Source organism: Herbaspirillum sp. RTI4 (assembly GCF_034313965.1).
Classification (GTDB): Bacteria; Pseudomonadota; Gammaproteobacteria; order Burkholderiales; family Burkholderiaceae_D; genus Herbaspirillum.
Window position 1 is genome coordinate 720,928 of the sequence record NZ_JAVIWQ010000002.1, and the last position, 24,032, is coordinate 744,959.

16 protein-coding genes, 2 tRNA genes and 1 rRNA gene are annotated in these 24,032 nt (G+C 56.8%); 10 read left to right on the forward strand and 9 right to left on the reverse strand.

Annotation, left to right across the window (positions count from 1 at the left end):
• The first annotated feature begins 113 nt into the window (after positions 1 to 113).
• The 3 genes from RGU70_RS03460 to RGU70_RS03470 all read left to right on the forward strand — a co-directional run bounded on the left by RGU70_RS03460 (position 114) and on the right by RGU70_RS03470 (position 4,514).
• On the forward strand, positions 114 to 1,412 hold the full coding sequence (locus RGU70_RS03460) for a divalent metal cation transporter (protein ID WP_322208018.1): 1,299 nt from the start codon (positions 114 to 116) through the stop codon (positions 1,410 to 1,412).
• 92 nt (positions 1,413 to 1,504) lie between these two features.
• Complete coding sequence (locus RGU70_RS03465) at positions 1,505 to 2,044, forward strand: DUF4142 domain-containing protein (protein ID WP_322208019.1); 540 nt, start codon at positions 1,505 to 1,507, stop codon at positions 2,042 to 2,044.
• Between the two features lie 40 nt (positions 2,045 to 2,084).
• Positions 2,085 to 4,514 (forward strand): DUF3772 domain-containing protein, encoded by a 2,430-nt coding sequence (locus tag RGU70_RS03470; RefSeq protein ID WP_322208020.1) that lies wholly within the window; start codon positions 2,085 to 2,087, stop codon positions 4,512 to 4,514.
• 55 nt (positions 4,515 to 4,569) lie between these two features.
• Here RGU70_RS03470 and RGU70_RS03475 read toward each other — a convergent pair whose 3' ends face one another.
• The 3 genes from RGU70_RS03475 to RGU70_RS03485 form a co-directional block, all read right to left on the reverse strand.
• Positions 4,570 to 5,241, reverse strand: coding sequence for a C39 family peptidase (locus RGU70_RS03475; RefSeq protein WP_322208021.1), 672 nt, complete (start codon positions 5,239 to 5,241; stop codon positions 4,570 to 4,572).
• 547 nt (positions 5,242 to 5,788) lie between these two features.
• The gene (locus tag RGU70_RS03480; RefSeq protein WP_322208022.1) at positions 5,789 to 6,145 is read right to left on the reverse strand and encodes a hypothetical protein; all 357 of its coding nucleotides are present in this window, start codon (positions 6,143 to 6,145) and stop codon (positions 5,789 to 5,791) included.
• Positions 6,142 to 7,080: a hypothetical protein gene (locus tag RGU70_RS03485; RefSeq protein ID WP_322208023.1), complete on the reverse strand. Its 939-nt coding sequence runs from the start codon at positions 7,078 to 7,080 to the stop codon at positions 6,142 to 6,144. Before RGU70_RS03485 ends, RGU70_RS03480 begins: the two co-directional genes overlap by 4 nt.
• A 529-nt stretch (positions 7,081 to 7,609) precedes the next feature.
• Between RGU70_RS03485 and RGU70_RS03490 the strand changes: the two genes are divergently transcribed.
• Together RGU70_RS03490 and RGU70_RS03495 are read left to right on the forward strand one after the other, a co-directional pair.
• On the forward strand, positions 7,610 to 8,056 hold the full coding sequence (locus tag RGU70_RS03490; RefSeq protein ID WP_322208024.1) for a hypothetical protein: 447 nt from the start codon (positions 7,610 to 7,612) through the stop codon (positions 8,054 to 8,056).
• 38 nt (positions 8,057 to 8,094) lie between these two features.
• The gene (locus RGU70_RS03495; RefSeq protein WP_322208025.1) at positions 8,095 to 8,403 is read left to right on the forward strand and encodes a type II toxin-antitoxin system RelE/ParE family toxin; all 309 of its coding nucleotides are present in this window, start codon (positions 8,095 to 8,097) and stop codon (positions 8,401 to 8,403) included.
• A 277-nt stretch (positions 8,404 to 8,680) separates the two neighbouring features.
• On the opposite strand, the gene RGU70_RS03500 is transcribed toward RGU70_RS03495, so the two are convergent.
• Genes RGU70_RS03500 through RGU70_RS03510 form a run of 3 tightly spaced genes read right to left on the reverse strand, consistent with a single transcriptional unit; the run spans position 8,681 to position 14,633 of the window.
• The gene (locus tag RGU70_RS03500) at positions 8,681 to 10,186 is read right to left on the reverse strand and encodes an efflux transporter outer membrane subunit (RefSeq protein ID WP_322208026.1); all 1,506 of its coding nucleotides are present in this window, start codon (positions 10,184 to 10,186) and stop codon (positions 8,681 to 8,683) included.
• Between the two features lie 3 nt (positions 10,187 to 10,189).
• On the reverse strand, positions 10,190 to 13,384 hold the full coding sequence (locus tag RGU70_RS03505; protein WP_322208027.1) for a multidrug efflux RND transporter permease subunit: 3,195 nt from the start codon (positions 13,382 to 13,384) through the stop codon (positions 10,190 to 10,192).
• Between the two features lie 31 nt (positions 13,385 to 13,415).
• Positions 13,416 to 14,633 (reverse strand): efflux RND transporter periplasmic adaptor subunit, encoded by a 1,218-nt coding sequence (locus RGU70_RS03510; protein ID WP_322208028.1) that lies wholly within the window; start codon positions 14,631 to 14,633, stop codon positions 13,416 to 13,418.
• A gap of 248 nt (positions 14,634 to 14,881) precedes the next feature.
• On the opposite strand from RGU70_RS03510, the gene RGU70_RS03515 reads away from it, so the two are divergent.
• Positions 14,882 to 15,904 carry a LysR family transcriptional regulator gene (locus RGU70_RS03515; RefSeq protein ID WP_322208029.1) on the forward strand — a complete coding sequence of 341 codons (1,023 nt, stop codon included), beginning with the start codon at positions 14,882 to 14,884 and terminating at the stop codon, positions 15,902 to 15,904.
• A gap of 42 nt (positions 15,905 to 15,946) precedes the next feature.
• Here RGU70_RS03515 and RGU70_RS03520 read toward each other — a convergent pair whose 3' ends face one another.
• The 3 genes from RGU70_RS03520 to RGU70_RS03530 form a co-directional block, all read right to left on the reverse strand.
• Complete coding sequence (locus RGU70_RS03520) at positions 15,947 to 17,389, reverse strand: hypothetical protein (RefSeq protein WP_322208030.1); 1,443 nt, start codon at positions 17,387 to 17,389, stop codon at positions 15,947 to 15,949.
• 578 nt (positions 17,390 to 17,967) lie between these two features.
• A complete protein-coding gene (gene ribA, locus RGU70_RS03525) occupies positions 17,968 to 18,606 on the reverse strand; it encodes a GTP cyclohydrolase II (RefSeq protein WP_416186544.1) in 639 nt (212 codons plus the stop codon).
• A gap of 62 nt (positions 18,607 to 18,668) precedes the next feature.
• On the reverse strand, positions 18,669 to 20,102 hold the full coding sequence (locus tag RGU70_RS03530) for an MFS transporter (protein ID WP_322208032.1): 1,434 nt from the start codon (positions 20,100 to 20,102) through the stop codon (positions 18,669 to 18,671).
• A gap of 306 nt (positions 20,103 to 20,408) precedes the next feature.
• On the opposite strand from RGU70_RS03530, the gene RGU70_RS03535 reads away from it, so the two are divergent.
• From RGU70_RS03535 to RGU70_RS03550, 4 genes are all read left to right on the forward strand, one after another.
• Positions 20,409 to 21,656: a M20/M25/M40 family metallo-hydrolase gene (locus RGU70_RS03535; RefSeq protein ID WP_322208033.1), complete on the forward strand. Its 1,248-nt coding sequence runs from the start codon at positions 20,409 to 20,411 to the stop codon at positions 21,654 to 21,656.
• Positions 21,657 to 22,144: 488 nt separating this feature from the next.
• Positions 22,145 to 23,675, forward strand: a 16S ribosomal RNA gene (locus tag RGU70_RS03540).
• A gap of 129 nt (positions 23,676 to 23,804) precedes the next feature.
• Positions 23,805 to 23,881: transfer RNA gene (locus RGU70_RS03545), tRNA-Ile, on the forward strand.
• Between the two features lie 40 nt (positions 23,882 to 23,921).
• Positions 23,922 to 23,997 (forward strand) — tRNA-Ala (locus RGU70_RS03550).
• Positions 23,998 to 24,032 lie beyond the last annotated feature (35 nt).

The following is a 24,032-nucleotide window of genomic DNA, read 5'->3' on the forward strand; positions in this document are numbered from 1 at the left end:
GGCCTTCTGAAGGGGAAAGCTCTGTTATGCTGCGTGCGCCCTCTCCGGCGTACGGATCAGTTGTGTGACGCGCTGATCGTTGTCTCTCCTACTCACCCCCCGTGGAGTTCTGCATGAGTCAAGCCGGTCCCGATCCAGCGTCGTCAGCGCTGTCAGTATCGTCAGCATCCTCATCCTGGTTGAAAAAACTGGGCCCCGGCCTTATTACCGGCGCGGCGGACGACGACCCTAGCGGTATCGCGACCTATTCACAGGCCGGGGCGCAATTCGGCTTCGGTTTGCTCTGGACCATGCTGCTGACCTTCCCGCTGATGGTGGGGATTCAGGTGATTAGCGCCAAGATAGGGCGGGTGACGGGACACGGACTGGCAGGCAATATCCGGCAGCATTTTCCGCGCTGGCTCTTGTATCTGATCGTGGGCTTGCTGGTGGTTGCCAATACCATCAATATCGCCGCCGATATCGCCGCCATGGGCGATGCCATGAAATTGCTGGCGGGCGGTTCGTCGCACTTATATGTGGTCGGTTTCGGTGTGCTGTCGTTGTTGCTGCAGGTGTTTATTCCCTATAGCCGCTATGTGCGGATTCTGAAATGGCTGACGCTGGCGCTGCTGGCCTATGTCGGCATCGTGTTCGCGGTGCCGATTCCCTGGGGAGAAGTGGCGCGGGCGACGGTCTGGCCGACCTTGTCGTGGAACCCCGATTATCTGACCACGGTGGTCGCCGTCTTCGGCACGACGATCAGTCCTTACCTGTTTTTCTGGCAGGCGTCGCAGGAAGTCGAAGAATTGCGCTCGCATCCCGAGCAGCGGCCGCTGCGCGATGCGCCAGAGCAGGCGAAAGCCAATTTCAACCGTATCAAGGTTGATACCTGGATCGGTATGGGCTTTTCCAATGTGGTGGCATTTTTCATCATTCTGACGACGGCGGTAACGCTGCATGAGCACGGATTCACCATGATCCAGACTTCCGCCGAAGCGGCTGCCGCCCTCAGGCCGATTGCCGGTAATTTCGCTTTCTGGCTGTTTGCGGCGGGCATTATCGGCACTGGATTGCTGGCGATTCCGGTATTGGCTGGTTCGGCGGCCTATGCCGCAGCCGGGGCCTTGGGCTGGGTCGACGGGTTGGAGCTGAAATTCAAATTCGCCAAGGGGTTCTACAGCATCATTGTGGTGTCCACCCTGATTGGCGTGGCTTTATGTTTCATGCCGATTGATCCGATCAAGGCGCTGTACTGGAGCGCAGTGGTCAATGGCGTGATTTCCGTCCCGATTATGGTGGTGATGATGCTGATCGCCGCCCGGCCCGCGATCATGGGCGCGTTCATTATCAGCCGTCGGCTGACCGTGCTGGGGTGGCTGTGCACGGGCGTGATGGCATTGGCGGTAGGGACCATGCTGGTGACGCTGTAGTAAGCCTGTCGGGTGATGGTGGTATCTTGTCTTTATCTTGTTCCTGTCAGCCGCAGATTCACCCCTGAAATGCTCAAAAAAACGAAAGGTGCATGATGTGCAAACGAGCTGTATTTTCTCTATGGATACTTTGTCTGGCGGTCGTCACGATGACCGCGACCATCATTCCCGCGCAGGCGCAAACCACCCTGGGGACGCAAGATAAGCAGTTTTTGCTTAATGCGGCCGCTGCCAGCGTAGCGCAGGTCAAGGCATCCCAATTGGCCGACACCAAGGCCGCGAGCGACGATGTGCGTATTTTCGCGGCCAATATGTTCAAGAACCATAGCCTGATCGGGCAGGATTTGCGCGATCTGGCGAAAGCGAAAGACATCGTCTTGCCGACCGAGCCGCGCATGTCGCAGCAACAGGATATCGGCAAGCTGGGCAAGTTGACCGGCGCCGGTTTCGACCGGGAATATGCGCGCGTCATGGGCGTGCTGGCCAGCAAGGAGCTGGTCGCCTTGTACAGCAAGGCAGCGGGAGGGGCGCAGGATGGCGACGTGAAAAGTTTTGCGGCGCGCACCCTCATCAATTTGCAGGACGACAGCCAATCGGCTGCGCAACTGAAGACGGCGACCGATAAGCGCTAATCAGGCCCCTAGTGCCGAGAATATTTTCAAGGACGGAACCATGACATTGTTTTTTTCCCGCAAATGCGGCGCGTTTTTTTGCGCGCTGTTGATGCTGATCGGCTTGCATGCGCCACTTTGGGCCGCGGAAGATACCACCGCGCCGCTCAACGCCGATGCCGCTCTGAGTGATCTGAGCAAGCAAGTCAATACCATACAGACCCGATTGCAGGCCAAGCCGGAAGATGCCGAGTTGCTGCAATTGCGCACGACGGCACTGGAAGTGGTGACGCAGGCCGATAAGCTGGGGAGCAACCTCGGGCCGAATCTGGAAAGTGTGCAGGCGCGCCTGACCGAACTGGGAGCGGCGAAGCCAGGCGTGAAAGAGCCCCCGGGCATTGCCGCTCAGCGCGCGCAATTGGACAAGCGCAGTCTGGCGCTGGACGCGCAAGTGAAGCTGGCGGGATTGTTGTCGGTGGAAGCAGGGCAGGCCGCCGATCAGATTTCTACTCAGCGCCGCATGCAATTTCAGGCGCAGCTAGGCCAACGCACGGCGTCGATCTTGTCGGGGCCGTTCTGGTCCGAGTTGCGCGAAGACTGGCCTGAGGATTCTGCCCATCTGGCGGCATTGGGGAGCGAATTGAGTAGTGCCGCGCGGAGTACGCCGCTGCTCGTCTGGGCCGGTGTGCTGCTGGCGCTGGTGGCGGCCATGGCCTTGCGCTCCTGGATTCGTCGTCGCTTGTTCCATCTGGCGGTCAATCGCGTGCCGTCCGGTCGTTTGCGGCGCTCAATGCTGGCCATGTCGCGCGTGTTGCTGTCGGCAGCCACACCAGCGCTGCTGGTATGGCTGGTATGGGTCGGTTTGCGTTGGGGTTCGCCGTTAAGCGACGGCACCCGCAGTTTTCTTTCAGGCGTCCTGGCGGCGCTTTGCTTTGGTGGCTATGTCAGTGGTCTGGGGCGGGCGCTGTTGTCGCCGAATCAGCCTTCCTGGCGACTGCCGCCCTTGCCGGACGAAGTGGCGCTGACCCTGCGGCGGTTTCCGCTGGTGCTGGCGCTGGTCATGGCGTCGACCTGGATCGCTGAGCAACTGGCGGTGCAGATCAACGCCGGACTGGCGACGACGGTGGCGCTCAATTGCATGGTGGCTTTGTTGCTGGGTGTCACCCTGGGAGTAGGTTTGCTGCGCGGCGAACGTCGCTGGCGGCTTTTGCGGCAGGCGACGCCGGTGGACGGCGCGGCACCGGTGATCGGCAGTCCGCTCTGGCTCAAGCTGGTGGCGGGTATCAGTATGGCGGTGCTGGCACTCGGGGTCATTGCGCTATTGGCCGGTTATGTGGCGTTTGGCGGTTTTCTGGTCAAGCAATTGGCATGGGGCGTGGTGGTGCTGACGTCGGCGTATCTGTACATCGGTCTGCTCGATGATGTGTGCGCAGCATGGATGAACGCCTCCCAGCCGGAACAGGATGCCAGCGCGGCAGTGGTGGCGAACCACGGCATGCGGGCTCAGACGGCGGTGCTGTTGTCCGGGTTGGGCAGGGTCGTGCTGGTATTGCTGGCGCTGCTGCTGCTGCTGGCACCGTTCGGCGCGGGGCCGTCGGAGTTGTTCCAGTTGCTCGATAGCGCGCACGACGGTCTGGCGATCGGTGAAATTCAATTGCGACCCGGTGCGCTGCTGCAATCCTTGCTGGTGCTGTCGCTGACGCTACTGGGTTTGCGTGCTTTCAAGCGCTGGCTGGGCGAGCATTATTTGCCCACGACCGGGCTTGATGCCGGCATGCGCACCTCGGTGGTGACGCTGGTCGGTTATAGCGGCGGCATCGTGGTGGTGTCACTGACCCTGTCGGCGCTGGGCATTGGTCTGGAGCGCATTGCATGGGTTGCCAGCGCCTTGTCGGTGGGGATTGGTTTCGGCTTGCAGGCGGTGGTGCAAAATTTTGTGTCGGGATTGATTTTGCTGGCCGAACGGCCGGTCAAGGTGGGCGACTGGGTGTCGCTGGGCGGGATTGAGGGCGATATCCGCCGCATCAACGTACGGGCCACGGAAATCCAGATGGCCGACCGATCTACCGTCATCGTGCCGAATTCCGAGTTCATTACCAAGACCGTGCGCAACGTGACGCACACCAATCCGCTGGGGCTGGTGCAGATCAAGTTGCCGCTGCCTATGGATACCGATGTGGCGAAAGTCAGGGAGTTGCTGCTGGCGGCGTTTGTCGATAATGGCGAGGTGCTTGATGAGCCGGCCCCTAGTGTGTATCTGGATGCGGTCGATGTCACCGGCCTGACCTTAAATGCGACGGGCTTTGTCTCCTCGCCGCGCAAATCCTACGGCGTGCGCAGCGCGCTGTTATTTACGGTCTTGGGCAGTCTGCGGGAGGAGGGCATTAGCCTGGTTAAGCCCTCGACGCTGGTGTTGCGCGAGGCGATGGCGCCCGCTATTACTGCTGTGGCACCGCCGGAGGCGGCGGTTGCGGCAAAGCAGCCTTTGTGACGTCTTGCAAGGGTACTCAGAACGCAAGGAGGTGTAAAAGACGCTGCATGTAGCATTAACGGAAAAAATTGCGTTGTAATTGCAGTGATATTGCTAATGCTGTTGGTCTTTTTGGATTGATAGTAAAAAAATCCCTGCTTTCTATGAGATCAGAACGATCTGCCAAAATAACCAGGATTTTCCCATTTTGCTTCGCAGAATCTTTGCCCCCCCACATTGCAAGAAATTGATGGCGGCTTAAATAACGATTCCCCAGAGAAGAATCTGCCAGCCAAACAGTATCTGCATTGATGCCGCGCACGACAGAAAAGTGGTCATCTCCACGGTATTTGAGATAAACGATGACAGGTATTTTGAGTTTTGTTAACTGCTCAAACGAGGCAGCGTAGCCCACAGCGCGAAAACCGAATTGAGGAACAGCGCGCTCCATGTCGTCAAAAGACGTGATTGAATTTCCTTTGTCAATAGCTTTCAATATGTCAAGTTCTGTAACTGTTTGCTGATAAAACTGATTGAGAATAGTTGCAATGGCTGACGAGCCGCACGAGTAATCAAAACTTTGCTTCACAACCCGAAAATCACGTAGCGTTTTCCAACTGCGGGTTGAGATTGCACCATTGGTACTAAGGGTATTGATGTGAGCAACTTCCATGCCCCAAACAGCATATACATTGACCTGTAGTGCCAATGTTATTGCATGTATCCAGATTTTTTTTGTCAGGGGCATGCAGACTTCATTAGCCCAATAAACGTCTTTTGAAAAGATATTTTTGGACAATATTCATGCCATTCGATAGCGTCAAATTAGATGCAACTGAATCGCAATACATTACCGTTTAACCATAGTATTTTTAATTGAGTAAATTATTATTCCAAGCGCAACGACAATTACGCCACTTATAAAGCCGCGAAGCAAGCGATGCAATAATTCAAAATCCATATTAAATAAATGTAAAATCATAAAAAACAACACTATCGCAGCCAATTTTACGTAAAAAAATTTGGATTTTCTAAATTTTGGGATCAAATAAAAAGAACTATAAACGATAGAAAAACTATTAATCATTAAAAACGTAGTGTGATTCATAATTCAAAAATTTAAAATTAACTAGAATTTTATAATCGAATTTAATTATCCAATATCTACATTAAAAATAATATAGATATTCATTGGGTAACTATTTTCAACTAAAACAATGATCAATATTTTTCGGGGAAATCGGGTGCTATATCTTCATCGCGCCTAAATTAAAGAAATCTCCTGAAATATTTTTTTATCTTCTAATTAGCCCGGCATATGCCTGACCAAATGTACTAACCATTGCGCCGGGAAATCCAAACCCTCCAAACGCCCCAGTTCCAGCGGAAATTGCGAAGCCTCCCCAATTAGGGTTGCTTGTTGTAAGTAAATATCCAGTCCCTCCAGCGATTGCCCCAATAATAGGGACAGGGAAAAATGCTCCTTCTGTTTCTTCCATTTCTGTCTGGGAAAGGCGCGCTAATTCCAGAGGATTACTATCCATATTGAATATTTTCTGCGCATCATCAAGCGGCGCAGTGGATTCTTGCTTTGCCATTGCGGGCATGATCGCGATAGTACTCAAAGTTATTGCCAGAACAAGCTTCTTCATGTTGCATTTCCTTTTTTAAGGGTGGGTTGGGAAGTGGGAATGGGTGTCTTATCAAAAGCGTGTAATAAATTAATGCGAGCACTTGATCCACTACTGCCAGATGCATTCGTGGTCACCGAGAATGCTAAGCTGGTTGTATCAGAGAGTCCGTAAGCAACGCCGAAAATAAGATCTGTTGTAGTGCGGCGAAAGCTCTGCGATGATCCATTGATACGATCCGGCTGTCGATTCAGCCATTGAGCGCCACCTGTGAGCGTTATGCGATCATTTACAGCAAAGGCGAGTGATGGATTAAGCAGTAAGAAATTTCCAGGTTTATAACGTTGCGTATCATTTATACGCTCTTGATTGAATCGATATGCCGCTGTGAAAGAAAGAACAACGGGGTCTATTACGCTGTAACTTGTGGCTCCAAGCATCCATGATTTGGCCTTTGAACTATTTTCTTTTAATCGTTCGACCACGGCGACTTCGACAAATCCTAGTAAGGCAGGCGTTTCACCATCTTTTAAAAAGCGATAATTCAGACCTAGCCAAATATCTGAGAAATAATTGCTTTGGTTGCTCGATGTTTCGGAAAAATGAGTGGAGCGACTGCCATTCCACAAATAACTACTGCGTCCGTATAGTTCAGTGTTTTTTGTTAATCCATAACGTAGCCCAAGTGTCGCAACACTGATATCTGTGTCGGTTCTTGTCTCGCCGACGCGTGTAGGGATGGCAGTGAATGATGTTGGAGCAGTCTGGACAATGAGCGGAGATCCGATTGCTACGCCTTGTTGATTTCTGTTTGCGTAGGAAAAAGTCGCATCTAGCGTCACCTGACCTTTGTCAGTCATTAAATCTTCAATGTGTAATGGAATCTCTGCCAATGCAGATGGCATTCCACCGCGAAGGATTAATAAAGTAATTAATTTTTTCGATATGATTTTCATTCATCAAATATAAATATTATTTTTTTTATAAGCAATATTTCACTAAATATAATAATAAATTTTTAATACTTTAATGACTTTTAAAAATGCAAATCGCGTCAGGTTAGATTTATTTTCTATTTTTCATGCTCGATTTCTTGGGTTTTAACTTGGCAGCTTATGTCTCTAACCGTGCGATTTGCCGGTTTCGTGAGCTGCTCCTACTGTAGTGCTCGAATTGAGTCGCACTTAGCATCGCGCTGCTCTCGGTATGTGTTTTTTGGGAGGGCGTTGGGCCGCCTGGTAAAAAGGTCAGCATGGTGCAAAGATCGCGACAGGTGATTCCCTGTGCCAAGAAAGGCCGCGAGACGGGCGTGGAAGTGCGGGTGGGGGCGGCCAAGACAACCACCGTTTTTCATATTCCGTAGACCGAAGAAGGGGTCTAATCTGCGACCGCTCATTTCCCCGGCGGGGAAAAGATTGCGCAACTTCTATATGTCATGCACAATATATCTATACGATTCGCGTTTAATCTATAGAGGAGAGGATCATGCAAGGCATGACACTTGAGCAGCTACGCGCTACGACCAGCGCCGGCGGCGTTGTCAGCGTGACCTTGAAAGGACAAGGCAGCGGGTTCTTCATGGAGATTGCTACCCGCAGCGGAAAAGACGCTTTTTTGGTGAAGGCCCGTAGCACTGAGCCGCGCCGCTTCGGCAGTCCGAATTCCGCGCTGATGGTGTTGCGTGATCTTGGCATTGTCGTTGCCCAGATCGACGCAAGCAACTGGGACCCCGACCAAAAAGAAGTTACGCATAATCGGAGTAGCCGCGCACAGGCGATGCGCCAAGCGCACGAAGCGGTCGCCTATAACCAGTCGCTGGCCGCCGAGATTCAGGAGGCGATTGACGATCCGCGGCCGAGCGTGCCGCACGATGAGGTGATGGCCCGGATGGATGCTCGCATTGCTCGCCACAAAGTAGCGGGAGCGAAGTAAACGTGATCCAGCAGCCGTATAAGCTAGCCGCCTGACTCATGGCAAAGACAAACTCCCCTTACCGCATCGTCTGGCGACCGATCGCCGAATCCGACTTAGACGACATCATTGACTACATCGCTCAGGACAACCCTTTTAGAGCAGGGACGTTCGGCCAGGAGCTGCGTGACAAGACCTTGTCGCTTGCGCAACATCCTGAGCTTGGCCGCGCAGGCAGGCCGGGCCTGCCCGCTTTTCTGCGCGAGTTGGTCGTACATCGTAACTACATCGTTTTTTATCGCGTGCTGGCTAAAATACACACTGTTGAGATATTGAGAGTAAGGCACGTGGCGCAACAAACGTTGTGATTGATGATCCTGATTGCCAAGCTGAAAAAAAGAAAAGCCCAACACCGGGCTAACAGAGTTGGGCTGATGCTGCCAATAGTGGTGAAACCCATTAAGCTGTGTGACCACTACTCAAACAGTGTGGTCGATCTTTTCAAGCAAGACGATGCTACTTTCGGACCTGCGAGGCGATTCCTCGCATGTCGCAAGCCCGTAGCCCGTAAAAATAGCGAAGTGCGCGGTTTCCGAAGTCGGGAATGATAGAGATATTCCCGGCTTCTTCTGCCGCGCAGCCTGCCTAACGCTGCGCCACTTTTTGCGGCGCCAGCTCCCACCCTCCGCCAATCGCGCGGATCAGACTGACGGTCGCTCTGGCCCGTTCCCCCTCCAATTGCGCTGCCGCCCGTTGCTGAGTCAGGACCGTGCGATCGGCATCGATCACGTTGAGAAAACCGATTGCCCCTTCGCGGTACTGAACGTGCGACAGATGCGCGGCGCGGGTGGACGCCTGTACGGCCTCATCCTGCGCCCGTATCTGGTCGGCCAGAATGCGCAGCGTGGCCAGATTGTCTTCGACTTCGCGGAAGGCGTTGAGGACGGTCTGGCGATAGGTGGCGACATCTTCTTCGTAGACGGCGGAAGCGCGGTCGACCCCGGCCTGACGCGCACCGGCGTCGAACAGCGGCATCGACAACATGCCGCCGATTAACGGCCCCAGCAGGAAGGTGCGGCTTGACCAGTGGAACAGATTGCCCAGTTGCGCCGATTCATAGCCCAGGGTGGTGGTCAGGTCGATTTGCGGGAAGAAGGCGGCTTTGGCCGCGCCGATGCGGGCGTTGGCAGCGGCCATGGTGCGTTCGGCGGCGGCGATGTCGGGTCGGCGCTCCAGTAGCGCCGAGGGCAAGCCGGCAGGGACTTCCAGCACGATGCGCGTCAGCGGACGCGGCGGGAGGGAAAATTCAGCCGGGGTCTTGCCCAGCAAAATCGCCAGAGCGTGTTCCGCCACCGCACGCGAACGCGTGACGCCCAGCGATTCGGCTTGTGCCGAGGCTAGTTCGGTACGCGCCCGCACCAGATCGAGTTCTCCGATATCGCCTTCGTCGAAACGGCGCTGCATCAGTTTCAGTGTGTTGGCGCGCAACGCGACGCTGTTGGCGGCGAATTGCTGGTCGGCGTCGAGCTGGCGGATGGCAAAGTACTGTTGCGCCACATCGGCTTGCAGTGCCAGTTGCAGCGAGCGGAACAGGGCGATACCGGCTTGCGCATCGGCGGTGGCGGCGTCGACCGTGGAGGAGACGCGTCCGAACAGATCGGCTTCATAGGAAATGTTGGCCTGCGCGCGCCACAGCGTGGTGGGCTGCACCGCCGCGTCGGGCGTCAGGCCCTTGGCAGCGGGCGAGACGCGTTGCCGGGTGGGGCCGAAGCCGAGATCGACTTCCGGGAACATGCCGGCTTCGGCATTGCGTTGCAGGGCGCGCGCCTGACTCAGACGTGCGGCGGCGGCTTTCAGGTTCTGGTTGGCGTCGCGGGCCTGATCCTGCAAGGTGTCCAGCGTGTCGTCGCCGAAGGCTTTCCACCATTCGCCACGGGCGGCATTTTCAGCCGGTTGCGCGGTTTTCCATTGGCCGGCGTCGACGGCGGCTTCCTTGAATGCAGCCGGCGTTTCAAGCGCTGGTTTTTGATAGGTGGGGCCGACCGCGCAGCCGGCCAGTGTCAGCGCCAGTAGCAGGGTGGTCAGGGCCGGGATTGCTGGCGCTGTTGAGCGCAGCCGCAATGAGCGCGGCAAGTAAGTAAGGGTGCGCATAGTTTATTTTTCCAGAGGATCGGTGTGGTGCATCAGCGGAGCCGGGTGCGGCGCGGCGGAGTGCAGCTTGTGGCGCTTCCCTAATGTACGCAGCAGTACATAAAACACGGGAGTCAGGAACAGCCCGAAAAAGGTGACGCCCAGCATGCCGAAGAACACGGCAATACCCATGGCGTGGCGCATTTCCGCCCCTGCGCCGCTGGAGGTAATCAGCGGGATGACGCCCATGATGAAGGCGATGGAGGTCATCAGGATAGGACGCAGACGCAGGCGGCTGGCGTCAATTGCGGCTTGCAGCGGGGTGCTGCCCTGCATTTCCAGTTCGCGGGCAAATTCGACGATCAGGATGGCGTTCTTGCAGGCGAGTCCCACCAGCACCATCAGGCCGATCTGCGTGAAGATATTGTTGTCGCCGCCGGTGAGCCAGACGCCGGTCATGGCGGCCAGCAAGCTCATCGGCACGATCAGGATCACCGCCAGCGGCAAGGTCAGGCTTTCATACTGCGCGGCCAGCACCAGGAAGACGAGCAGCAGGCTGATCGGGAAAATCCAGATGCCGGCATTGCCTGCCAGTATTTTCTGGTAAGTCAGATCGGTCCATTCGAACTTGATGCCGTGGGGCAGGACTTTGGCGGCGATGCGTTCGGCGGCGGCTTCTGCTTCCGCCGAGGAGTAGCCGGGCGCCGGACCGCCATTGATATCGGCGGCGGTGTAGCCGTTGTAACGGACCACCATTTCCGGGCCGAAGCTCGGCGTGACTTTGACCAGCGAGGACAGCGGCACCATCTCGCCGCTGAGGTTGCGGGTCTTCAGTTGCAGGATGTCTTCCGGCTTGGCGCGGAACGGGGCGTCGGCTTGCGCTCGGACCTGATACACACGGCCGAAGCGGTTGAAGTCGTTGACGTACAGCGAGCCGAGATAAATCTGCATGGTGTCGAAGACATCGGTGATCGGCACGCCGAGCTGCTTGGCCTTGACGCGGTCGAGATTGACATCGAGCTGCGGCACGTTGATCTGGTAGCTGGAAAACATCGGGCCCAGTTCCGGCGCGGACTGTGCCGCTTTCATGAACGCTTGCGCAGCCGCATCCAGTTCCGCATAGCCGAGCGCGCCGCGATCTTCGATTTGCATCTTGAAGCCGCCCAGCGTTCCCAGACCGAGTACCGGCGGGGGCGGGAAGACGGCAATGAAGGCATCCTTGATGGAGCCGAACTGCTGGTTCAGTGCGCCGGCAATTGCTCCGGCGGACAGTGCTTTATCGCGTCGTTCCTCAAACGGCTTGAGCGAGACAAAGACGACGCCGGCGCTGGAGCTGTTGGTGAAGCCGTTGATCGACAGGCCGGGAAAGGCGATGGCGCTTTCCACGCCCGGCTGTTTCAGGGCGATGTCGGTCATGCGGCGGATGACGTTTTCAGTGCGGTCTAGCGTGGCTCCGCTGGGGAGCTGGGTAAATCCGACCAGGTATTGCTTGTCCTGCGCCGGGACGAATCCGCCCGGGACGATATAGGAAATCGCCACGGCGCCGATCAGCAACAGCGCATAGACGCCCATGGCTGCCGACTTGCGGGAAATGACGCCGGCCACACCGCGCCCGTATTGGTCGGAGGTGCGACCGAAGAAGCGGTTGAACGCGGCGAAAAAGCGGCCGAACAGGCGGTTCATGATGCGGGTCAGCCAGTCCGGTTTGGCGTCGTGCGGCTTGAGCAGCAGGGCGGCCAGCGCCGGCGACAGCGTCAGGGAGTTGAAGGCCGAGATGACGGTGGAAATGGCGATGGTCATCGCGAATTGCTTGTAGAACTGGCCGGTCAGGCCAGTCATGAAGGCCAGCGGCACGAAGACGGCAACCAGTGTCAGGGCGATGGCGATGATCGGTCCGCTGACTTCTTGCATGGCGCGATAGGTGGCGTCCAGCGGCGAGAGACCTTCGGCGATATTGCGTTCGACGTTTTCCACCACCACGATGGCGTCATCGACCACGAGGCCGATGGCCAGCACCATGCCAAATAGCGACAGCGCATTGATCGAGTAGCCAAACACCAGCAGCAGGGCGAACGTGCCGACGATGGAAATTGGCACTGCCAGCAGTGGAATGATCGAGGCGCGCCAGGTTTGCAGGAACAGGATCACCACCAGCACCACGAGCAGGATGGCTTCGAGCAGCGTATGCACCACGGCTTCGATGCTGGCGCGCACGAACTGGGTCGGGTCGTAGGCGATGCGGTATTCGATGGAGGCGGGGAATTCCGTCGACAGTTCCTGCATGGCCTTGCGGACTTGCTTGGAGACTTCCAGTGCGTTGGCACCGGGTGCCTGGAAAATCGGGATGGCAACGGCGGGTTTGTTATCGAGCAGTGAGCGCAGGCCGTATTCGGAGGCGGCCAGTTCGATGCGGGCGACGTCGCCTAAATGGGTGATGGCACCGTCGGGCGAGCTCTTGAGGATGATGTCCGAGAATTCGGCTTCGGTTTTCAGGCGACCCTGGGCATTGACCGAGAGTTGCAGGGCGGTGTCGCTGGTATTCGGTGTGCCGCCGATCACGCCGGCGGCGACCTGGATGTTTTGCTCGCGGATAGCGCGCACGACGTCGCTGGCGGTCAGATTATGTTGCGCGACTTTTTGCGGATCGAGCCAGACCCGCATGGCGTAGTTGCCGGAGCCGAACAAGCCGACTTCCCCGACGCCGGGGATGCGGGCGAGCCGGTCCTTGACGTTAAGGACGGCGTAATTGCGCAGGTAGGTCATGTCGTAGCGGTTGTCGGGCGAGATCAGGTGCACCACCATGGTGATGGTGGGGGAGCTCTTGATGGTCGTCACGCCGAGTCGCTGGACGTCGTCCGGCAGGCGCGGCAGGGCTTGCGAGACGCGGTTCTGCACCAGTTGCTGGGCTTTGTCGGGGTCGGTGCCGAGACGGAAGTTGACGGTGATGGTCAGGTTGCCGTCGCTGTTGGCTTGCGATTGCATGTACAGCATGTTTTCGACGCCGTTGATCGATTCTTCGAGCGGCGAGGCGACGGTTTCGGCGATGACCTTGGGATTGGCGCCGGGAAACTGGGCGCGGACGACCACGGAGGGCGGCACGACTTCGGGGTATTCGGAAATCGGCAGCTGGAACATGGCCAGCGCGCCGGCCAGCAGGATCAGGATCGACATCACGCCGGCGAAAATCGGCCGGTCGATGAAAAATTTGGAGATGTTCATGGGGACTCTGTTCTTATTGGGTCAGCCGGGTTCAGGCGGCGGGCTTGGCAGGCGCGGCGTTCGCTGCGGGCTGCATCGGCAGCAGGGTCGGCGTGACGGCATCGCCGGGGCGCACGCGTTGCAGGCCGTTGACGACGATGCGTTCGCCGCTATGCAGGCCGCTTTCGATAATTTGCAAGCCATCCTGACTGGCTCCCAGCAGCACTTCGCGGTAGGCGGTGTGATTGTCTTTGTTGAGCACCAGGACGAAGCGTTTGTCCTGATCGGTGCCGATGGCTTTCGGATCGATCAGGACGGCGTCACGCGGGGTGCTGCTGCCGAGACGGATGCGGGCATACAGGCCGGGCAGCAGTGCGCCGTCGGCGTTGTCGAAGACGGCGCGCACGCGGATGGTGCCGGAGGCGGGGTCAACGCGGTTGTCCACTGAGCCGACTTTGCCCTGACGCGAGTAGCCTTCTTCATTGGCCAGGCCGAGTGCGACGGGTGCCGCTGCGCCGCTGCGGGTCGGGTGGATGAATTTCAGATAGCTTTGCTCATCGACATTGAAGGAGGCGTAGATGGGCGCGATCGACACCAGCGTGGACAGCGCTTGCGAGGCGGCGCCGGCGGTGACGATATTGCCGACGGTGACTTCGGCGCGTGAGATGCGGCCGGCGACCGGGGCGACGATGTGCGTGTATTCCAGATTCAGCTTGGCCAGTTGCAGCGCGGCCCGGGCCGCTTGCAGGCTGGCGCTGGCTTCGCGTGCGGCATTTTGTTTTTCTTCATAGTCGCGGCGGGCGATGGCGTTGTCGGCCAGCAGGCGCTCGCCACGGGCGACATCGGTTCCGGTATAGGCGGCGCGTGCTTCGGTGCCGGCCAGTTGCGCCTGCGCCCGCGCCACTTCGGCGGCGTAGGGGCGGGGGTCGATGGTAAAGAGCAGGTCGCCTTTTTTGACGGTGCTGCCATCTTTGAAATGGACGGCGGTCAGCGTGCCGGAAACCAGCGGGCGGATTTCGACCCGGTTGAGCGCTTCCAGTCGTCCCGAGTAGCTTTGCCAATCGACGATCTTGCGACTGATGACTTCGGCAACATCGACGCCGGCCGCAGGGGGCGGCGTTTTGCCGGCGGTTTCGCTGGCATTGACGCCGATGGCGGCGAGGGTGCCGGCGACGGCAATGCCGATGACTGCGAGGACGGTGACGCTGAGGGCGATGCGTTTGCGCGTGCGGGGTGAGGCGGAAGCGAGCGGGAGTAATGCGTTGGACATGATGGGCCTTAGGCGGAAGTTGTTTTTTTTGATAATGCGAATCGGCGCAGCAAGGCCTTGAGGGCGAAAATTGCCGGCAGGAGTGTGTCCGTTCGCATGGGTTTTGGCGTTGGATGTTGCAACGCAATAGTTGATTGTGTCGGATTGTTACTCAAAGTGATGCTTCGGATAAAGATCTATAATTCGACAACACTATTCGGCTAATCCGAACAATCCTGGCCGCAAGGCTATTTCACTCTGGAAATCGTATGGATAAGTTTCAGGCAATGCAGGTATTTACCCGTGTGGTGGATGCAAATAGCTTTACGCGTGCCGCCGAAAGTCTGGGATTGCCGCGCACGACGGTCACGAATATGTTGCAGAACCTGGAAAGTCTGCTGCATGTGCGCTTGCTCAATCGAACCACGCGCCGCCTGAGTCTGACGCCGGATGGCGCGGCTTACTACGAACGCTGCGTGCGCATTCTGGGTGATGTGGAGGAGACCGAGGCCTTGTTTCTGGATGCCAAACGCGGTCCGCGGGGACGCTTGCGTATTGACGTGCCGCCGTCGATCGGTCGTTTGATGTTGTTGCCTAAACTGGGGGATTTTCATGCGCGGTATCCCGAGATTGAGCTGGTGTTCGGGATGAGCGACCGTCCGGTGGACATGGTGCGGGAGCAGGTCGATTGCGTTATCCGCATCGGGGAGTTGCAAGATTCCAGCATGGTGGCGCGCCGCATCGGGACCTTGCACAGCGTGACCTGCGCGGCGCCTGCTTATCTGGAGCAATACGGGGAGCCGCGCACTATTGCCGAATTGCAACAGCATCGTGCTGTGCATTATTTTTCCAGCCGGACCGGGCGCGATATCGACTGGGATTTTGTGGTCGATGGCGTGGCCACGGAAGTCAAGGTGAAGGGAGCGATCTCTGTCAATGACGGCGAGGCCTATGTTGCTTGCGCCTTGCAGGGCATGGGCATGATCCAGCCGCCGCTGTATATGGTGAAACTGCAGTTGCAGTCGGGCTTGCTGCGGGAAATATTGCCCCAGTGGTCGTCGTCGCCCATGCCGATTTTTGTGGGTTATCTGCACAACCGGCATTTGTCGCCGAAGGTGCGTGCCTTCGTGGATTGGGTGGCGGAGTTATTTGCCGAGTGCCCGCTCCTTAATGGTCGCGGTATCGATTACCTGAATGCGGCTGAGCAGGAATGTGTGTTTGCCGGTAAGCCGGGTGAAAATACCGTGCGCCAGGTGGTGCAGAAATATAATTTTGCTGAAAGCGTTCTGTAATCCCGGCCTTGTTTTTTGAGTCGGTTCCGATCAGGGCAGAATTTATAGCTCAGTGACATACACCCAGCTTGGTTTGGGAGGCGGTTCCTGCTTTTCAGCGACTTGCATCTGGACAGCCGAGAAGGTGCGAGGGCGAATGGCGCTCGATGATGTCTGGAGGTTGCCGGGATCGCTGATCGAGCGTTGCAGCATTGTGGGAGGCCTCTTCTTGTAGGCCGGTACGGATGTTAGCTGCGGTGATTTTCCCCAGAAGGCGCGTACTTTGAGCAGGCTTGCTACCACTGCGGGATGGTCGTTCTCCAGGGCCAGTTGGAGTGCGTTTTTGCCATCGGCGCGTGAGCCGCCACTGAGCATGTACTCGTTGCCGAGCAGCCCCGCATGCCGCAGGATGATATCGACCGCTTTGGCATTCCCCTGGGCGGCCGCCTCCATCAATACGGTATTTCCATCGAGCTGTTCACCCTTGAAATAAGACAAAAATAATTGCTCGTACTCGCGTTGCCCGGTTTTTATTTCGTGACTCATCTGGGGCGTGAGTTGGCGTCCTCTGGTGAGGGGTATGACAGGGCGGCCGCCTTTTTGAGGGACTTTTGTGATGGCGCATATTTCATTGACGACCTTCGGGAAGGCGGTCTCGCTGGCCAGAGCCGCATGCAGGACTGTCGGATCCAGGCAGAGTCTTTTATCGGGGCCCGGAGTGAGTCGGTAAGGAAAATGCCGGATGACCGGGCGCGGTGATGCGGTGTTAGCCGTCGTCTCTCTGGGGGATGTTTTTACCAGTTTGCACCACCATTTTTTCAGCGCGCTTGCAAGGCCGGGCTTTTTGATGCTGAGGGAGCGGGGTGTTTTCGCTGCCGTCTGCGCTGTCAGTGTCGTTAGTGTTGTCAGTGCCACCTGTGCCGCCTGTGATGGCGCCGCCGTATTTTTCTCGGTGCGAGAGAGGAGGGGCGGGAGCGTTTGGGGTAGCGGTGCTTTCAGGGGGCCTTGCTGGTGTGCGGTGTCGCGAGCGCGTGCGGTGTGTGGATTTTGTGCGTTTACCCATGCGGCGCGCGCGAGGGGTGTGCTGTTGGCGAGGGCTTCTTCGATTAATGCTTGATCCGGGGTAAAAAATCCGCATGCTTCGAGGTGCGCTAACTGCACGGCCTGGCGTTTTGCCGGTGTGTGGGCATCCGGCTGTGTTTCCGTCCAGAACAGGTCTCCGATGCGACATAGCCGCAAGGCATATATTTCTGGCGAGGGATGCTGTAGTTCATGCAGGCAGGTCGCCTGTTGCCGGACAAGGTTTTCCGGAAGAAATCGTAATGCCATCAGGTGCAAAGTGGCCAGGGGAGGCCGCTCGTCGGCAGTGCCGGGTTCAAGCAGGTCATCCATGTGGAGTCCATTGCTGTCGATGGTTGGCAGCAAGCATGAGGCGAGCAATGCGCTCATGCATTCCCTTATTTTTCCGCTTGCCGGATCGACGATGGGTGTCAGATAGCGTTGCATGAACTGCTTGCATGCGCCGGCGCGCTCTAGCGCGATATCGCAATGGTGTTTGATGTCAGCGGCGTTTTCCGCGCTCGTTTCCTGGAGGGACGATGCGCGTCGGAAATGGCGGGCCGGTAGTGGCGGGAGGAAGGAACTCATAGGGCGTTGGCAAGCATATTGACTATGCCTGCATCCGGAGAATAGGCCAGGGCGAGGTTATGCCTTTGTCTGCTCTGCGCCGGTCATGTCGGCATTGGCGAAGTTTTTCAGGATCAATGACGGTTTATAGGGGATGGCGGATTGGTACAGCTTTTGTATGTGACGCGAATCATGTCGTCGTCCGGAAAAGCTGTCTTGTACGTTTCGATTGCTCTTGCCGGGGAGGCAGGGCGGCTGCACGCGGTAGGAGGCAACGATAAGGCCGGCGCGGACGTTGGGATCAAATTAACAAGAGAAATTCGGACGAAAATGGTAGGGGGGTGAGGTGGGCTATGGAGGGACGTCAATCGGAATGTCGCTACGCTGCGCCACATTGGACGTCGATCCGTATCGGATTGCTCCCTTTGACTGCCGCACGGGACGGTGCGGCAGGTTCGTTACTCTACATCCGGGATCATGTGCCCCAGCTTGGCGGCTTTGGTGTCCAGATAGGCGGTATTGAATGGATTGCGGTTGACGATCAGGGGGATGCGTTCCACCACTTCGATGCCGATTTGCTGTAAGGCATCGACCTTGCGCGGATTATTGGTCATCAGGCGCACCTGGCGTACGCCAAGGTGTTCCAGCATAGGACGGCAGAGGGCGTAACTGCGCAGGTCTGCGGCAAAGCCAAGTTGCTGGTTTGCTTCTACTGTGTCGGCTCCGCCGTCTTGCAATGCATAGGCGCGGATTTTATTGAGCAAACCTATGCCACGCCCTTCCTGCCGTAGATACAACACCACGCCGCGCCCTTCGTGGGCGATGGCGCGCAATGCGGATTCCAGTTGCGCTCCGCAATCGCAGCGCTGGCTGAACAAGGCGTCGCCGGTCAGACATTCCGAATGGACGCGGGCCAGTACCGGTTCGCCGTCGCCGACATCGCCAAGACTGAGTAATAGATGTTCCTTGCCGGTCGCTGGTTCGGCAAAGGCGTGCAGGCGAAAGGTTGCCCACGGCATGGGGAGATCGCACGTCGCTGTGTAGACGAGGTCAGTGCTTGTCGTGGTGACCGGAAGGGCGTGAATGTCTGAGTGCATCATCGGTAATAAAAATGCTGAATAAAAAAGAAGGATACGGCACCGTCTGGTGGCTGTCACGCTTACACGGCGGCGATGCCCTTGGTTTTGCTGACGGTCAGTCGCAGAAAGCTGGCGATGCTGGCGGCACCGGCGAAGCCTGCGCCCAGTGCCAGAGCGATTTTGGCGCCATGTAAAGTGGAAGCGGAGAAGCAGAGTGCGACCAGTGCCGTGCCTAGCGTTTGTCCCAGCAGCCGTGCGGTGGCGACGATGCCGCTGGCGCCGCCACTACGATGCGCCGGGGCGCTGGTCATGAGCGCTTTCAGGTTGGGCGATTGGAAAAATCCGAAACCGGCACCGCACACGACCATGCGCCAGGAGATGTCGAATACGCTGGGAGAAGAGGGCAGCAAGGCCATCAGAATCATGCCTAAGCACAGGGTAATCAGTCCAAAGCCACCCAGCATTCCCGCCGGGTAACGGTCTGACAGTCGTCCCGCCAGCGGCGCGGCGATGGCTACCGCTGCCGGCCAGGGGGTGAGCAGCAGGCCGATTTCGACCTGGCTGCGCCCGAGATCATGGTGGAAGAAAAAGGGCAGCGATACGAATGCCAGCCCTTGTGCCGCAAATGAACACACGGCGGTAATCGCGGACAGAGAAAACACCGGGAGCTTGAACAAATCTACCGGCAGCATCGGTGCCGGATGCGAGGCTTGTCGCCGCAAAAGCAACAAGCCGCATGTTAGTGCCGCAATCAATTCAATGGCGACGGTTAATCCTGAGGCCTGATGCGCGCCCTCACCAATGGCAAGGATGAGCAGGCCAAAGGTGCCAGCGTTCAGGATGGCGGTTTGTATGTCGAAAGGATGGGTCGATAGCGGGGTTTGCGGCAAGGCTTTGACCGAAAAGGCAAGGGCCAGCAAGCCCAGCGGTACGTTGACGGCAAATAGCCACGGCCAGGGAGCGATTGCCAGGATGGCGGAGGCGACCGTCGGCCCGACGGTGAAGGAGACGGCCACAATCAGTGTATTGAGTCCGACGCCGCGCCCGAGTGAGCGGGTGGGATAGATGAAGCGAATCAGCGCGGTATTGACGCTCATGATCCCGGCGCCGCCTAATCCTTGCAGAAAACGTGCGGCAGCCAGCGTGGGCAGCGACCATGCGACGGCGCATAACAGCGACGCCAGCGTGAACACCGCGATGCCCCCTATATAGATGCGGCGATAACCCACAATTTCGCCCAGCGCGGCCAGCGGCAGTAGCGCGCAAATCATTGCCAGTTGGTAGGTGGTCGCAATCCAGACCGAAGAGGCCGGTGTGACATGCAGGTCGATGGCCATTGCCGGCAGGGCCGTATTGGCAATCGCGGTGTCGAGAGTGGCTAGTGCAACGGCGATCAGAAGGGCTGCAATAGCGAGTCCGCGCGTTTCGGGGGGGAGTCCGTCGCCTGCTTTGAACTGCACCGCGTCGAAAAGGGGGGCTGCCGCGGTGATCGACGGTGTGGTGGATGTGGTCATGGAAAGAGGTTCAGGTTGGAGGCCAGTCGGCAAAACTTACCGCCGGAGGCGCTATCAGAATCGGTTCATATGATAGCGTGGAACTCAGGGGCTTGCTGACGCCTTCCAGATAAGCTTAGTCGGAAAGGCGCGGGTATATCTTCCCCGGGATAAAATGGATGGGATTGAACTTACGCAAAAACCGGCTGGCATAGTCGCTTAACTTTGCCGTGCTGCTTATCCCTGCACTTGGCTAGCGGACTTTTGCGTAAGTCCTCATTACATTATCCAACCAGCGCAAAAGCGCCACCGACTCTGGAATACACCATGCCTGACAGCGAACTCTCACGCCAATTATCTTCCTGGATTGATCAGCACTTTGATGAAGAGGTCTCTTTTCTGCAGCAATTGCTGCGCATTCCGACGGATACGCCCCCTGGGGACAATGCGCCGCATGCGGTTGCAGTTGCCGCATTACTCAGTAGCTGGGGCTGGCAGGTTGAACAGTACGCTGTGCCAGAGCAGCAGGTGAAAGACTATGGGATGCAAAGCATCACGAATTTGATTGTGCGACGCCAATATCGCGAGGGTGGTCCGACGGTTGCGCTCAATGCGCACGGAGATGTGGTGCCTCCCGGAGAGGGCTGGAGCAAGCCGCCGTATGAAGGAGTCATTGAGAACGGACGGATATATGGACGGGCGGCGGCAGTATCGAAAAGCGATTTTGCAACGTACAGCTTTGCGGTAAGGGCGCTGGAGTCGCTGCAAGCGGATCTGGGCGGGGCTGTCGAGCTGCATTTTACCTATGACGAAGAGTTCGGCGGTTTGCTTGGGCCGGGCTGGTTGCTTGAGCAGGGGTTGAGCAAGCCGGACTATGTCATTGCACCTGGCTTCAGCTATCAAGTGGTGACTGCGCATAATGCCTGTCTTCAGCTCGAGATCACCGTCCACGGCAAAGCGACGCATGGGTCTATGCCGGAAACGGGACACGATGCGTTGCAGGCGGCAACGGCAATCTTGCAGGCAATCTATGAGGAAGTGCCGCGATTGCGTGAAATCAAATCCGCTGTGCACGGGATAGGTCATCCGACGATGATCGTGGGGCGCATTGATGGTGGGACGAATACGAATGTGGTGCCGGGGAAGGTGGTACTGAAAATGGATAGGCGAATGATCCCGGAGGAAGATCCTGCGGCGGTTGAGGCGCGACTGCGTGTTCTGATAGAAGCTGCGGTGGAGGGCATGCCGGGCATCCGGGTTGAAATAAAGCGATTGCTCCTGGCGCAAGCATTGCGACCTATGCCGGGGCAGCAAGTCCTGTTGGATAGCTTATTGCGCAATACGAGCGCCGTGTTTGGTGAGGCTGCGGAGATCTGTGGCTCCGGGCTGTATACGGATGCGCGTCTATATGGAGAGCGCGGCATCCCTGTCGTCCTGTATGGCGCTGGTCCCCGGACGCTGATGGAATCGGCGGCGAAACAGGCTGACGAAAACCTGTTATTGGACGATTTGCGGAGGGCGACGAAAGTGGTAGCGATGACACTGTTAGATTTATTTGAGGGTTCTGCAAAATAATTTACGATAAATGCTTGCAAAGAAGAGGGTGGGTTGCTATAGTTCGCCTCCCCGCTGAAGACAGCGAGTTGCAGCGGAAACGAAGCAGCGGAGCAGTAGAGAAAGTGGGGTACGAAATGAGTTGTTTTCAGGGTTGGATGAAAGCAGCGAAATGTAGTTGAAAAACAAAATTTAGCGATGACACAAAACGATGTGATTGCGGCATAAGCGGAAGTTCAGAGATGAATGAAAGCGATGCGAAGTAGCAGAGTATGTTGGGCGGCGAAGTGTGCGGCTTGGGTGCGATGAGACTGAAAGTTCTTTAAAAATTAACTGTCGATAAGTGTGGGCGTTTGATGGAACTGTGGCGATATTTCTTCGGAAGTGTCGCAAACTTTACACATTAAATGTTCACAAGAAATATAGGTAAGATCGAAAGAAATTATCTGTCAGTATTTTGAGTGAGCGATACCCGAGAGGGTAGGCAGCAATGCCACAAAACAGAGATTAAACTGAAGAGTTTGATCCTGGCTCAGATTGAACGCTGGCGGCATGCCTTACACATGCAAGTCGAACGGCAGCGCGGGAGCAATCCTGGCGGCGAGTGGCGAACGGGTGAGTAATATATCGGAACGTGCCCTAGAGTGGGGGATAACTAGTCGAAAGATTAGCTAATACCGCATACGATCTAAGGATGAAAGTGGGGGATCGCAAGACCTCATGCTCGTGGAGCGGCCGATATCTGATTAGCTAGTTGGTGGGGTAAAAGCCTACCAAGGCGACGATCAGTAGCTGGTCTGAGAGGACGACCAGCCACACTGGGACTGAGACACGGCCCAGACTCCTACGGGAGGCAGCAGTGGGGAATTTTGGACAATGGGCGCAAGCCTGATCCAGCAATGCCGCGTGAGTGAAGAAGGCCTTCGGGTTGTAAAGCTCTTTTGTCAGGGAAGAAACGGTCTGGATTAATACTCTGGGCTAATGACGGTACCTGAAGAATAAGCACCGGCTAACTACGTGCCAGCAGCCGCGGTAATACGTAGGGTGCAAGCGTTAATCGGAATTACTGGGCGTAAAGCGTGCGCAGGCGGTTGTGCAAGACAGATGTGAAATCCCCGGGCTTAACCTGGGAATTGCATTTGTGACTGCACGGCTAGAGTGTGTCAGAGGGGGGTAGAATTCCACGTGTAGCAGTGAAATGCGTAGATATGTGGAGGAATACCGATGGCGAAGGCAGCCCCCTGGGATAACACTGACGCTCATGCACGAAAGCGTGGGGAGCAAACAGGATTAGATACCCTGGTAGTCCACGCCCTAAACGATGTCTACTAGTTGTCGGGTCTTAATTGACTTGGTAACGCAGCTAACGCGTGAAGTAGACCGCCTGGGGAGTACGGTCGCAAGATTAAAACTCAAAGGAATTGACGGGGACCCGCACAAGCGGTGGATGATGTGGATTAATTCGATGCAACGCGAAAAACCTTACCTACCCTTGACATGGATGGAATCCTGAAGAGATTTGGGAGTGCTCGAAAGAGAACCATTACACAGGTGCTGCATGGCTGTCGTCAGCTCGTGTCGTGAGATGTTGGGTTAAGTCCCGCAACGAGCGCAACCCTTGTCATTAGTTGCTACGAAAGGGCACTCTAATGAGACTGCCGGTGACAAACCGGAGGAAGGTGGGGATGACGTCAAGTCCTCATGGCCCTTATGGGTAGGGCTTCACACGTCATACAATGGTACATACAGAGGGCCGCCAACCCGCGAGGGGGAGCTAATCCCAGAAAGTGTATCGTAGTCCGGATTGGAGTCTGCAACTCGACTCCATGAAGTTGGAATCGCTAGTAATCGCGGATCAGCATGTCGCGGTGAATACGTTCCCGGGTCTTGTACACACCGCCCGTCACACCATGGGAGCGGGTTTTACCAGAAGTAGGTAGCCTAACCGTAAGGAGGGCGCTTACCACGGTAGGATTCGTGACTGGGGTGAAGTCGTAACAAGGTAGCCGTATCGGAAGGTGCGGCTGGATCACCTCCTTTCTAGAGTGCACGGGGAAGTCAAGCGTCCACACTTATCGACAAGTTAATGAAGAAAAGAACAGTTATTTGGCTGCGCGACTGGGGCGCGATGTAAAGCGCGAGAGTTGGCCGCTGTGTACTGATCCAAGCGGGTCTGTAGCTCAGCTGGTTAGAGCACCGTGTTGATAACGCGGGGGTCGTTGGTTCGAGCCCAACCAGACCCACCAAGGTACAAGATTATCAAGCGAAGTTTGATAAGAAGTAAATGGGGGTTTAGCTCAGCTGGGAGAGCACCTGCTTTGCAAGCAGGGGGTCGTCGGTTCGATCCCGTCAACCTCCACCAAGAAATATCAAACCTAAGTCGAACGCGAAGAGCGT